Raw genomic sequence first — 13,823 nt, forward strand, 5'->3', positions numbered from 1 at the left:
TCCTTTTAGACTAGAAATGCTATTAACAGAACTGCTAGCAACAATATGCCGACGATGATAATTCCGTTATTTAGAAAGCGGTCAATCTTAGCTGAATACTTAGCCCGGTGCTCCATCTGCTGAGAATCATATTTATCAAGACGAGATGGACCTGCACTGCCCTCTGGCCAGAGTTCTTGATTCGTTTCATTATAGGCATCATAAGCTTCGGATTCTTGAATTGTCTGGCCTTCTGAATTCCATTTAGCTTGGTCTAAGTCTGCATCATCCCATTGGTGTACTTCATCCGGCCAATCTTGTCTTGAAGATATTGACTCTTGGCGACCGAAATCCTGATACTTTTCTTGACCCTCGGCCATATCATCTTGAATCCATTCATAGTAATCCTCATCTAATTGATTATCCTGGGCAGAATAAGGATCCCTCTCCAAGGAATTTGGATTCAGGTCAGAAAAATTAGACTGACGCTCTTCCTCTCTAGCTGTCTTATTTCTTAATCGTTTAAAGAGTTTCATGATCTTCTCCTTGCTTTAACCAAATTTCAAGCGCATAGCGTGTCTTCAAATCGACCGCTTCTTGTTGACGTAACCAAGATGACACCGCTTCTTGAGTAGACAAAGAGGTAGTCACATTCTCATAGTCATCTTGTTCTAATTCTGAATCTACCAGATAAGCCTGCTTGGCCCAAAATAAATGAATCACTTCATCAGTAAATCCGGGTGACACCCAAAAAGAACCTAAAGTTTGCCAATCTTCACTTCGATAATTTGTTTCTTCTTCAAGTTCACGCTTGGCTGCTTGCAGGGGTTCTTCCAACTGTCCGTTTACAATGTCTAGGAGACCCGCTGGGATTTCTAATAATTTCCCGGCAGTAGCCGGCCGATACTGTTTAACCAGAATGACTTGGTTCTCAGCCGTTGTGGCTAAAATAGCAACTGCTGGCAAATGATGAATCAGATCACGTTGAACCTCCACACCAGGTTCGATTTCAATTTGGTTGGCATGAACTTGAAATATTTTACCATCATAGATCGTTCGCTGACTTCTTAAGCGCGGATCTTGTAAGAATTTAATATAGGCTGGATTGGTTTTCATCAAAGGACTCCTTTCCGCTATCATAAATTGTTTTTTTCCTTATCTTTAGAGAACATAGGTCTTGGGTCTGATTAATTTCCACATATTCATGATACTATGAAGCTAAGGAAATACATAGAATATTATTAGACTTTTTTCAGTCCAAGGAGGATAGCCATGATTTTCTTAATCAACCAACTTCCCTTACTTATTATAGCTTGTCTTTTTTTGAATCGAATTTATATACAATGGACGCAATCGGGTGCCATCGATTTCAAAGGACTTTTCAGACATTTCTTTTTGAAACCTAGTCTGATTATATTAGCATTAAGTTTTATTTCAACGATTTTCTTTTCCTTTATTGGTTTTTGGGTTTTTCCTTTAATCAGATATCTAACGGCTAACATCATTGGCTTATTTTTAGCCACCGGTGGTCTCACTTTTGTCTTTGGCCTTTTCGCTCAGAAGAAACAAACGATGTTTACCCTGTTAAATTATGGGATAAGTATTCTGATGATGACATTCATGATGAGTTTCATCGCCCAAGATCATTATTATTATGATTTTTATGAAGAACCCTATTTTATCTTGATTATTAGCTCGACGTTGATAGCTTTGGCCATTGGTTTAATCTGTGCCCTTTGTCTCTTCGTGGGAAGCAAAATAGTCTATCTCTTGGCCAAAAAAAGACGTCATACAGCGAATAAATCTGGACTCTTTAGCAAAAATCAGCAGAAAATTCACAAAACTTCAAAAGATATGAAAGAACATTACCTAGCCCAAGGTCTGGATAACCAAGAAATTGAATATTTCCGCGAGCAAATGGCTCAAGCCAAAAGTCAAATTCAATCAATCACTCAAGAATTTCCCCAAACCGCTAAATTACGAGCCATTGAAACCCGACATAATACCATTCGAGTCAGCCAGTCTTTCTTTAAAGATATTGTCAATCAGCCTAAGCGGTTAAGCGATGCCAGTCAATTTCTCTACAAATTCTTGCCTTCTCTGCAGGATTTGATTGATAAATATAATGAGATTAACCAACATATCGCCAAAAATAAACAAACATACCAAATTCTGGATAAAACAGCTTTAACAATCGACCAAGTCTGCCAGCAAATCACTGATGAATATATTCTATTCCATCAAGATACCTTTAATGAATTGAATGATGAAATTGAACTCGCCCACCGGAATATCGAACGGCGCCAGCATCAAGAGAACTTTGATCAAACCGTCGATGATTTACTCGATCAATTAATTCAAGATGAGCAAGACACAGATTCAGGAGGAGAAATGAATGAGTAAGGAAGAAATCAAACAAGAAACCATACCAACGATTAATGAAGATCACTTATTCGAAGAGATGATTCAGAAACAAGATCCCTTAGGAGATATTGATGATTTACTAGCGAATCCCTTCGATACCGCTGAGAAGGAGAGTCCATCCTTTAACCAAAATCTGTCGCAAGCCGAAATTCTAGCTCAGAGAACAGTTTCCAATGAGCATTTAATTGATCGACTCCCCCAACACCGAAAGAAACAAGCTTTGGCTTTAGCCGAGCAGATTGATGAAGATAATATGTCAGCTATTATTGCTTATGGAGCCAATGCTCAGAAGAAATTAAGTGAGTTCTCTCGCTCGGTCCTCCAACATGTTCAATTTAAGGATACCGGTGAAATTGGTGATAGTCTTGCTGAATTGATGGGCCAACTTCAAACAACTAACCCGAAAGACTTAACAGCTGAACCGAATATCTTCCGCAGACTCTTTGGTAAAGTTCGCCAATCCATCTCCGAAACCCAGATGCGCTATCAGAAAATCGGTGCTTCGATTGACCGAATCGCGATAAAATTAGAACGGGAGAAAGATGAACTGCTTAATGACAATTTAATGTTAGAGCAATTCTATCAAAAAAACAAAGACTACTTCGAGGCTTTGAATATCTATATTGCTGCTGGCGAAGTCAAGATGAAGGAATTACAAGAAACAATTATTCCGCAAGCCATCGAAGAAGCGCGTAACAGTCAAAGTCAAATGGATGTCCAAAAAGTCAATGATCTCAATCAATTTCTTGATCGTTTGGATAAACGGACGCATGATTTAAGACTTACCCGGCAAATGACCATCCAACAAGCCCCGCAAATCCGTTTAATCCAGAATACTAACCAAGTCTTGGCAGAGAAAATTCAAGTATCAGTCCATACTGCCATTCCTCTTTGGGAAAATCAAATCACTATTGCCTTAGCCCTCTTACGTCAACAACAAGTTTCTTCTTCACAACGTATGGTCTCTGATACCACGAATGATTTGCTATTGAAGAATTCAGAAATGCTTAAACAATCTACGGTGGATGTAGCTCGTGAAGCTGAACGTGGTATTATTGATTTAGAAACCTTGAAACAGACCCAAGCCAATCTTATCGGCGCACTTGAAGAAACCTTGGAAATCCAAGAAACAGGTCGTCAACAACGTCGTCTGGCTGAACAAGAACTTTCTTCGATGGAGAATGAATTACGAAATAAATTATTGGCTATCTCTAATGAACAGAAAGCACGTGCTCAAGTTCAACCCAATACCGATCAAGATCCCTATAATTTCTAAGTCTGGCCATAATGGCTCAAGTTAATTTCAAGCCCATAACAATAGCCTGTCGATTAAAAAATCGACAGGCTATTATTTTTTCTATATTCTACCCTATATTCATCTACGAAATTCTTGCTTGATAAATCGACAAAATACCTTTCGTATTTCAGCTATTCTCGATTAGAGCACATATGGGTCATCTTGCCAAGAAGATAGGCTACTTGGATCTTCCACATTGGTATCGCGACCTTCTGCTGGCAGGTCCTTAGCAGATTCTGGCCAAGCTGGTTCGGTTGGTTCTTGAAGCATTTTATCCCGGTCACGATCTTCTTCCCATTGTTTGCGACTATCAGATACATTAGGCTCTAAATCAACGTCATTAATATCGATACCCAAGGCCATAGCGACACCCTTACCATATTCAGGATCAGCTGCATAACAATTACGGATATGACGGTACTTAATTTGTAAAGTAGAATCCCCCATATTGCGCGCAGTATTCTCACAAAGCACCAATTGTTGGTCGGCGGTCATCGCTCGGAATAATTGGCCAGGTTGTGTATAATAATCGGAATCATCTTCACGGAAGTCCCAACGCTTAACTGTTCCGCCTTCATCTGGTGTTTGTTCAGTACTTTGGTCATCTTGCCAAGCTCCATATGAGTTTGGTGAATAGTGAAGTTCACTCCCTTTATTTCCATCGACCCGCATCATACCATCACGGTGGAAGTCATGAGGATGTTCAACCCCTTGAGGAGAGTTCACTGGAATTTGATGGTGGTTGACTCCCAAACGATAACGTTGAGCATCGGCGTATGACATGACCCGCAATTGCAACATTCTATCCGGACTGAAAGCAATCCCGGGTACCACATTAGCAGGGGTAAAGGCAGCTTGTTCAACGTCTTGGAAGAAATTATCTGGGTTCATATTCAGTTCCCACTCGCCGACTTCAATGAATGGGAATTTGTCTTTCGGCCACATCTTGGTTAAGTCAAATGGATTTACTGGATGGACCTTGGCTTGTTCTTCAGTCATCACTTGAATATATAACTTCCATTTAGGGAATTGGCCGCGTTCAATGGCACTATATAGGTCTCGACCATGACTTTCACGGTCATTAGCATTGACCATAGCGGCTTCTTGGTCGGTTAGATTTTGAATGCCTTGTTGGCTACGATGATGGAATTTAACCCAAACCCGTTCACCCTTTGCATTCATCATAGAATAAGTATGGGAACCGAATCCATGCATGTAGCGGAAAGAAGAAGGAATTCCACGGTCAGACATGGTAATCGTCACTTGTAATAGACTTTCTGGTAGAGAAGTCCAAAAGTCCCAGTTGGTATTCGGACTCCGCATATGGGTTCTCGGATCACGTTTAACCGCATGGTTTAAGTCGATAAATTTCATTGGATCACGGAAGAAGAAGACCGGCGTATTATTACCCACGATATCCCAGTTACCATCTTCAGTAAAGAAACGAACGGCAAAACCACGAATATCCCGTTCAGCGTCGGCTGCTCCGCGTTCCCCAGCTACGGTAGAGAAACGAGCAAAAACTTTACAAGTATTGCCAACTTTATCGAATATCTTGGCCTTAGAGTATTGGCTAATATCATTTGTAACCTTAAACTCACCCCAAGCTCCCCAACCTTTTGCATGCATCCGTCTTTCAGGAATGACCTCCCGGTTGAAATGAGCATGTTTTTCTAATAACCAGGTATCTTGAATGGAAATATGACCACGTTTACCAGAGGTCATGGCATCTTCATTATTATCTACGGGTTGTCCACCAGCACGACGGAATTTATCATAATTGACACGATTATTCAAACTAGAAGTAGGTTCAACTTTATTTTTATCCATTGGATTATTCATTTCTTTACCTCCTATGATTGTAAATAACTCTACCGCAGATATTTTTTATCTAATCCCTTCTTTCCTCTCGAAACCGTTAACAATTTCTACTTTTATTATATCATTTCTCCGTCGTCCTTCAAGACCAAATTAGAATTATTCTAAGATAATCCGGTTTTCAAAATGGTTCGCTCGCGCAAAATCGCATTCATTGACCTGTTCCCTAAACACTTCGATGAATTTATCAACTAACAGTACTTATATTATTTTGCTGTCATCTAGCGTCACTTAACTCGTATTCAGAATCTAATTTCCACAAAAAACGCTAGTCTACTCTTTGTTTTCAGAGTATTCTAGCGTTTTTCCGATAAATTTATTCACTTAAATAACAATTGGTAGCTAAATCACCGTGTTCAATTATTCCGCGGCTTCTTCAAAATATTCTGGGAAATGTTCGGTTATAATATCATAGCAGCGTTGACAAAGGTCTGGCGCTTGAGCAATGCTGCCCACTTCTGGACGTACTGCCCGACAGCGTTGACAAACATGGCCATCCGCCGGCTCAACTTTAACTTTCATGCCATCAAATTCTAAAGCATCTTCAGGTGACCGATCCAGGGTATCGATTTCGAATTGTGAGACAATGAGTAATTGATCTAAGGATGAACTTAAAGTTGATAATTGTTTAATGGTTTCTTCATCGGTAAATAATTGAACTTTAGCTTCAAAAGATTTTTTGATCGGATGTTGTTGATGGTTCTTAGCTTCTTCGAGACCTTTACGGACCACACTTTGAATTTGGAAGAAGATATCCCAACGTTGAATCATTGCTTGGTCTTCAGCTCGATGGTGGACTTTAGGCAGTTCAGTTAATTGAACATAACCATCTACACCTGGTAATTCTTTCCAAGCTTCTTCCATCGTATGAACCAGGATAGGGGTTAACATTGGAATCAAATCGCGCAGAATTTGATACATAACGGTTTGCATGGCTAATCGTTCTTTTGATTTGGCGGCTTCGATATAAACAATATCTTTAGCGAAATCCAAATAAAAGGCAGAAAGATCAACCGTAATGAAATTAATCACTTTCTTATATATTTCAGAGAATTTATAGTGCTCATAAGCTGCTAAAATTTCATCCGTTAAGACTCTAAACTTAGCCAGCATATATTGATCGACTAGATTCAAGTCAGCTTCTTCAATTTTATCTTTTTCCGGATCAAAATCACTGGTATTAGCCAGCATAAAGCGAATGGTATTACGAATCTTCCGGTATGATTCAGAAATTTGTTTCAAGATTTCTTTAGAGATACGTACATCCGATTCATAGTCCACACTGGCTACCCATAAGCGAATGATGTCTGCCCCATATTCCTTCATAATATCTTCCGGCAAGATAACATTTCCAATCGATTTAGACATTTTTTGGCCTTTACCATCCATCACAAATCCTTGAGAGAGGACTTCTTTATAGGGCGCTTGATGATTCACTGCTACTGAAGTTGTCAAACTAGAGTTAAACCAACCCCGATATTGGTCAGATCCTTCTAAATACATATCAGCCGGGAAAGATAAGTCATCACGTTGTTGAAGAACACCTGCATAGGACGTTCCAGAATCAAACCAGACATCCATGATATCTTTTTCTTGGCTGAACTCGCCATTTGGACTCGCTGGATGACTGAATCCAGCCGGTAACAAATCTTTAGTGTCCCATTCGAACCAAATATCACTACCATGTTCTTCAACTAAGTCAGCCACATGATCAATGACCGCTCGATCAAGAATCGCGGTTCCATCTTCGGCATAGAAGATTGGCAGCGGAACACCCCAAGCACGTTGACGGGAGATGACCCAATCTCCTCGGTCCCGAATCATATTATGGATCCGTGTTTGACCAGATGGATGGTGCCATTTAACCTGATGGTCGACGGTATCCAATAATTCATCTCGAAAAGCATTAATCGATGCGAACCACTGCGGGGTTGCTCGATAAATTACTGGTTTTTTGGTACGCCAATCGTGAGGATAAGAATGGACGAATTCTGAATAATACAGTAATGAACCATTCTCTTCAATCATCTTCAAGACTTCTTTTTGGCCTTTCAAATAGAACATACCTTCTAAACCAGGAGCTTCATCGGTAAAGTGACCGCGGTAATCTACTGGCGACAAGATGTCCAAACCATATTCTTTACCAATTAAGTAGTCATCTTCCCCATGACCTGGCGCGGTATGAACGAGCCCGGTACCGGTATCTAAAGTAACATGATCACCCACCATGACCAGCGATTCACGATCATAGAATGGATGGTAGGCTGTCATATATTCCAAATCCTGTCCTTTGAAACGGTTTAGGATTTCGACATTGGTCCAATCTAGAATCTCACTCACTTCTGCCAAAAGATCTTGCGCCAGAACAAATTTTTCTTGACCTACTTGTACCAAGACATATTCAGCTAGCGGCGCAGCTGAAATACCCAGGTTAGCCGGCAAGGTCCATGGTGTAGTGGTCCAAATAATAAATTTAGCGTCTTCTGGTAAAAGACCTTTGCCATCTTTCACTTTAAAAGCCACGTATATAGACGGCGAAGTCACATCTTGATATTCAACTTCAGCCTCAGCTAGCGAAGATTCACTGGAAGGTGACCAGTAAATTGGCTTCATACCTTTGTAAATATAGCCTGCTTCAGCCATTCTGGCAAAAACTCTTAATTGTTGTGCTTCAAACTCGGGTTGTAAGGTGATGTAAGGATGATCCCATTCGCCGGTCACACCTAGACGCATAAAGTCAGCTTTTTGATTTTCAATCTGCTTCATCGCATAATCATGACAAAGCTTTCTAAATTCAGAGATTGATAGGGTCTTGCGGTCTACTTTATCCGATTTAGCGAGTGCCGTTTCAATAGGTAAACCATGCGTATCCCAGCCAGGCACATACGGTGCCCGGAAACCATTCATCGATTTGAAACGAACAATGAAATCCTTACTTACCTTGTTTAGGGCATGTCCCATATGAACCTTACCATTGGCAAAAGGTGGGCCATCATGCAAGATAAAGGTAGGTTTTCTTTGATTCTTTTCTTGAATCTTTTGATAAATATTTTGCTCGGCCCATTCCTCTTGTAAAATTACTTCTTTCTTAGGCAGATTGGCTCGCATGGCGAAATCTGTCTTGCCTAAGTTTAACGTCTCTTTCATTTTCATTTAGAAATCCTTCTTTCTATCCCAAAATAAATCCAATAAAAAAACGCCCCCACAAAGGGACGTCAAAAACGTGGTACCACCCAATTTTCATTCATTAATGAATGCTCGATCATGATAACGCTATGAGCGGCATTTACTACTCTTCCTTTCATAAATGCAAAGAGGTTTGAGGATAAATCTTAAATGAGTAACCGTTAGGCTCCCACCTTCCCTAACTCGCTTAGCGTATCAAATAAGATTCTTGTTCAAACTAGTCATCTTGTTTAGGTAAATCAATTCGAATGGTTTGGCCGAGAACACTTTCTGATGGTTTTTCTGGTTCAACCGTATAGTCGGTGCCTTCAACATGTAAATGGTTTGGATCAGCACTGGTTTCTTCGATATTCTCAGTCACTTGATCCGCGGAATTTTCAACCTTATCTCGTTCAGACACATAGGACATATCGCGAGGCACAAAAATTGTCTGATCTTTATCTGGAATCATTTGCTCTGCTTGGTCAAAATCTTCTTGACTATTCTTTTCGATTTGATCCACACGTTGAGAAGCTCGTTCCGTAGCTTCACGGAAATCTTCCACTTTAAGCTCAGATTCAAAGGCTTCATCAAAGAGTACCTTATACTCTTCACCAGAGACGATATCAAGTTGTGAGCGAATCAAGTTCTCAAGCCGTTGACGATAGGTCTTACTTGATCGTCTTAAGGCTTCAGTCTCAGTCACAATATTTCGAGCCCGGTCAGAAGCTGTTCCAACAATTCGGTCGGCTTCTTTCTCTGCTTCAAAGAGTATCAATTCAGCTTCTTTACGTGCATTTTGTTTAAGACGATCAGCAGCTTCTTGGGCCACAACAATGGAAGAATTTAAAGATTCTTGTAGTTGGGCAAAATAAGCATTTTTCTCTTTAGCAGTGGCTAATTCTTGTTTTAAATCATGAATTTCTTGAATATTGCGCTCATAATCAGCGACAATAATATCCAAATAATCATTGACTTGGTCAGTATCGTAACCTCTAAATCGAGTATTGAACTCCTTATTTAGAATTTCATTCGGGGTAAGTCCCAAAACCAACACGTCCTTCCTGATTGAAGTTAATTATCATAATACTAGCGAAGCAAGACTCTTATATTTAAACGAAAGTTGCCCTTCTTAGTCGGTTCAAACATTTGATCAATCCAAAAACGGCCAAACTTTCTTAAAGATACAATATCATTCTCCCCAATTTCCCGATCAGGGCGTTCCATGGGGACAAAATTTACCTTTACCATGCCAGCTGCGATGTAATTTTTAGCACGTTGCCTAGAAAAATTATAGACTTTGCCAAGTAAGGTGTCAAGCCGCAAGGAAGAAGCAATCACTGTGATCTCCTCCCAAGTCTCATTGGATTCTAAGATTTCAGATAAGGCAATCGGCTCTAAATGCACCCCAACATTAGCAATCTTTCGAACCGAATTCATAATATAATCGGCCATGGTCTGATCCAATATGATATGCCAGGATGAACCATCGGTAATAATATCACCGATACGATCACGTTCAATCCCAGAATTTATTAAGCTTCCAAGGATTTTGCCATGACTTAATTCCCCAAATTTTTGAGGGTAATTGATATTTAACGCAGTTAACTGGTAGTCCGCTTCTAAAGGTTGATAATATAATGGATAAATAATTGCCCGTTGACGTTCCGCACCCTGATAAGCGCCAAAAGAACTCACTTGCAGATCTTCAGAGCTGGCTACCATTTGTTTAACAATCATCAATTCTCTAGGGGTAAGAAACAAAGTGACATAGGGCGCAAAAGAAGATACAACTTGTTCAATCCAACCAGCCACCTTGTCAATAAATTCATATTCTTCTGGTCGATAGTGCTGATAGATGTGGTCCATATTACTCCTTCTAGGCTAACCAACTTAGCAAAGTAAATAAACCTTGCTTAATTAAATCTAAAACAAATATAGCGATGATCACATTAAAACTAATGCCCGCGATGGGTGGAATCAAACGGTCGAAAATATCAAGATAAGGACGTACTAAGCGTCGGATAATCTGTCCCAAAGCTGATTCGCGTCCGTTAGGAAACCATGATAATAAGGCATAGATTACTAAAATAATACTATAAATATTGATTGCTTCATTAATTACTTTATAAACTACAAATAATGACAAAGTCATTCACTCCTTCAACACGTAAAGATGAATCTTTACTACAGAGATAACTTTAGAAAAATGATGGAATTTTACTATGAAGTCATAATAAAATTCCATCAATCTTGTCTAATTAATTACGGTGACGTTTTCTAAAGAATGGTGGGGTATCAAGTTCTTCGTTACTACTTTCATTCGTCCGGCTAATAGGTTCAGATGGTGACGGTTCAAAATTTCGCGGTGAATCAACCTCTAAGTGAGGCGCCTCAACATCACGAGTATTTTGTTCACGATTGATGTCCCAATCAGAGAATAAATCTCTGCTAGGTTCTTTCTGACGACTTGGACTCGTCATCTTTTCACTTGGTCGGTTATCATTATTGACCAAGTTTGTATTTTGGTTGACAGAATTATCTGGATTGCCAAAAGTACGACGAGGTTGTGAAGGTGTTACTGATTTACGTTCATTTTTATCATTTTGAATTCCGGTTGCAATGACGGTAACGATGACTTCATCACCTAGATCTTCATTAATTGAGGTACCGAAGATGATATTAACATCTCCAGAAGAAGCATTGGCCACAATTTCACTCGCATCTTGGGATTCGAACAGGCTAAGATCAGAGCCCCCAGTAATATTTAATAGGATTTGTTCCGCTCCATCAATCGAAACTTCCAATAATGGGGAAGAAATAGCTTTCTTGGTGGCTTCCGCTGTACGGTTCTCACCAGAAGCAACCCCAATACCCATTAAAGCGGTACCTTGGTTCTGCATAACGGTCTTCACGTCGGCAAAGTCAAGGTTAATATAACCTGGAGCAGTAATTAAATCAGAAATACCTTGGACCCCTTGGCGCAAGACATTGTCTGCTTCACTAAATGCTTCGAGCATTGGTGTCTTACGATCCACGATTTCTAATAATCGATTGTTAGAAATAACAATCAAGGTATCGACATTGTCCTTTAAATTCTTCAACCCTTCCGCAGCAAAGCGACCACGTTTAGGACCTTCAAAGGTAAATGGACGGGTCACCACACCGACAGTTAACGCGCCAGATTCTTTAGCAATCTTAGCGACAATAGGGGCTGCACCGGTTCCGGTTCCGCCACCCATCCCAGCGGTAACAAAGACTAAATCTGCCCCTTCGATAACTTTTCTTAATTGTTCTTCACTTTCTTCGGCAGCCTTCAAACCAATTTCTGGTAAAGACCCTGCGCCAAGACCCTTGGTAACTTTAGGACCTAATTGAATTTTAGTTTCAGCTTTAGAACCTTCTAAGGCTTGGGTGTCTGTATTGGCTACAATAAACTCTACACCCTTGACATCTTCAGCAATCATACGGTTGACAGCATTGCCTCCAGCACCACCGACACCAATAACTTTGATCACAGCGCCATGATTATATGCTTGCGAATCAAATGATAATTCCATATTCTGTCTTCCTCCTATTATCTAGTCAATTTAGTCAAAAAATGTTTGGAAAAATGATCTTACTTTATCGGTAAAATTACCTACGCGGTCGGAATGATTAGGATTGGTTTCATCCACATAATAGTCTTCATAATAAACATTATCATCCAAATCGTCTTCGACTTGGCTAGTAGGATATGAATCGAAGCGTTCCGGATATTCAGATCTTGGTTCAGCCTCCATCTGACTTGGATAGCCATATTGATTTTGACTGGCTATAGGTTCTCTAGTCTCGTGACGTACATGACGCTCAAATCCTGACTGAGGTCTTCTGTTCTCATTGTGATCTGGCCGAACCGTGCGGAAAGTTCCTTGAGCAATCCGATGAATATCATCTAACTGTGCTGCATATTGAATCAGTCCTAGTCCTGTCGTATAGATAGGATTTCGCATCCCCATCTCTTCAGGAACAAAAATTCGTACCTTACCACCAAAATAACGTTTAGCTAAATCAATGACGCCCGGTAATGCTGAAGCTCCTCCGGTAATGACGAATCCACCAGGCAGATCCAAAGCTTCTACCCGCTCAAGATCTTCACGAATGGTCTCAAAAATTTGAGCAATTCGGGCTTCGATAATTTCTGCCAAATAATGTTCATCGACACGAATCGGTTCTTTCTTACCAACAGTTTCTACTGGGAAATATTCTTCAGCAGAGGTTTGACTTGCAATCGCATAACCATATTCTCTCTTAACCCGTTCGGCACTATCTAATGAAGTATTAAGGACGATGGAAATATCTTTGGTAACAAAGTCGCCACCTTCTTGATCAACGAAAGAATATTTTAACTGATTGTCATATAAAATAGAGGCTGAAGTTTGGCCCCCACCCATATCAATGACCACCGTACCGAATTCTCGTTCATCACAGTTTAAGGCCACTTGGGCGATGGCGTGTGGTTGAAGGACAAGTTCTGAAATTTGTAGTCCAGCTTTTTGGACACAACGGCGAATATTATGAATAATCGTCTTGGGTCCAGTAATTAAGCGAGCGTACAACTCCAATCTAACCCCAATCATGCCACGAGGATCTCGAATCCCGTTAAAGCCATCCACGATAAATTCTTCCGGGATAATCGAAATAATTTCTCGTTCAGGTGGCACTGATCTGACCTTGGCCGCTGAGATGACATTATCAACATCTCGCGCCGTAATTTCTCGGTTATCACTGGCTACCGCAATCATCCCGTGACAATCTTCGATAGCTAATTGATTGCTCGGTACACCCACAATCACTTCATTAATTTTAACGCCTGCTTTTCGTTCAGCTTGTTCAACAGCTTGTTGAATCGAATAAACAGTTTCATCAATATCTACGATAACCCCTCGGCTTAAACCGCGAGATTTCTCATTGCCTACACCAATGATATTTACGCGTCCGTTATTGGTTTCTGCAACCACTACTTTAATCGAAGTGGTTCCAATATCTAGACTGACATATATCTCCGGATTTCTCATTTAGGCATAGACCTCCTTTATTT

Annotated in this window: 11 protein-coding genes; 2 read left to right on the forward strand and 9 right to left on the reverse strand. The window is 40.2% G+C overall.

Going from position 1 to position 13,823, the window contains the following annotated elements:
• Positions 1 to 5 precede the first annotated feature (5 nt).
• Positions 6 to 515, reverse strand: a complete 510-nt coding sequence (locus tag M0R79_RS05760; RefSeq protein ID WP_248416035.1) for a hypothetical protein — start codon at positions 513 to 515, stop codon at positions 6 to 8.
• Positions 502 to 1,095, reverse strand: a complete 594-nt coding sequence (locus tag M0R79_RS05765) for an NUDIX hydrolase (protein WP_092571915.1) — start codon at positions 1,093 to 1,095, stop codon at positions 502 to 504. The genes M0R79_RS05760 and M0R79_RS05765 overlap by 14 nt, the downstream gene beginning before the upstream one ends.
• Positions 1,096 to 1,251: 156 nt before the next feature.
• On the opposite strand from M0R79_RS05765, the gene M0R79_RS05770 reads away from it, so the two are divergent.
• Together M0R79_RS05770 and M0R79_RS05775 are read left to right on the forward strand one after the other, a co-directional pair.
• On the forward strand, positions 1,252 to 2,382 hold the full coding sequence (locus M0R79_RS05770; protein ID WP_248416034.1) for a 5-bromo-4-chloroindolyl phosphate hydrolysis family protein: 1,131 nt from the start codon (positions 1,252 to 1,254) through the stop codon (positions 2,380 to 2,382).
• A 58-nt stretch (positions 2,383 to 2,440) separates the two neighbouring features.
• Entirely contained in the window at positions 2,441 to 3,679 is a 1,239-nt protein-coding gene (locus tag M0R79_RS05775; protein WP_248417182.1) for a toxic anion resistance protein, read from the forward strand.
• Positions 3,680 to 3,841: 162 nt separating this feature from the next.
• Here the strand turns inward: M0R79_RS05775 and M0R79_RS05780 are convergent, their stop codons facing one another.
• The 7 genes from M0R79_RS05780 to ftsA all read right to left on the reverse strand — a co-directional run bounded on the left by M0R79_RS05780 (position 3,842) and on the right by ftsA (position 13,800).
• Entirely contained in the window at positions 3,842 to 5,542 is a 1,701-nt protein-coding gene (locus M0R79_RS05780) for a catalase (RefSeq protein ID WP_259560323.1), read from the reverse strand.
• A gap of 396 nt (positions 5,543 to 5,938) precedes the next feature.
• Entirely contained in the window at positions 5,939 to 8,731 is a 2,793-nt protein-coding gene (gene ileS, locus M0R79_RS05785) for an isoleucine--tRNA ligase (RefSeq protein WP_248416033.1), read from the reverse strand.
• A gap of 250 nt (positions 8,732 to 8,981) precedes the next feature.
• Positions 8,982 to 9,797, reverse strand: a complete 816-nt coding sequence (locus tag M0R79_RS05790) for a DivIVA domain-containing protein (RefSeq protein ID WP_159428868.1) — start codon at positions 9,795 to 9,797, stop codon at positions 8,982 to 8,984.
• Positions 9,798 to 9,832: 35 nt separating this feature from the next.
• Positions 9,833 to 10,612: a YlmH family RNA-binding protein gene (locus M0R79_RS05795; protein ID WP_092571910.1), complete on the reverse strand. Its 780-nt coding sequence runs from the start codon at positions 10,610 to 10,612 to the stop codon at positions 9,833 to 9,835.
• Between the two features lie 10 nt (positions 10,613 to 10,622).
• Positions 10,623 to 10,892, reverse strand: coding sequence for a YggT family protein (locus M0R79_RS05800; protein ID WP_234971683.1), 270 nt, complete (start codon positions 10,890 to 10,892; stop codon positions 10,623 to 10,625).
• Between the two features lie 112 nt (positions 10,893 to 11,004).
• Positions 11,005 to 12,303 carry a cell division protein FtsZ gene (gene ftsZ / locus M0R79_RS05805; protein WP_092571908.1) on the reverse strand — a complete coding sequence of 433 codons (1,299 nt, stop codon included), beginning with the start codon at positions 12,301 to 12,303 and terminating at the stop codon, positions 11,005 to 11,007.
• Positions 12,304 to 12,333: 30 nt separating this feature from the next.
• A complete protein-coding gene (gene ftsA, locus M0R79_RS05810; RefSeq protein WP_248416032.1) occupies positions 12,334 to 13,800 on the reverse strand; it encodes a cell division protein FtsA in 1,467 nt (488 codons plus the stop codon).
• Positions 13,801 to 13,823: the final 23 nt, after the last annotated feature.

The organism is Ignavigranum ruoffiae, assembly GCF_023195815.2.
Classification (GTDB): domain Bacteria; phylum Bacillota; class Bacilli; order Lactobacillales; family Aerococcaceae; genus Ignavigranum; species Ignavigranum ruoffiae.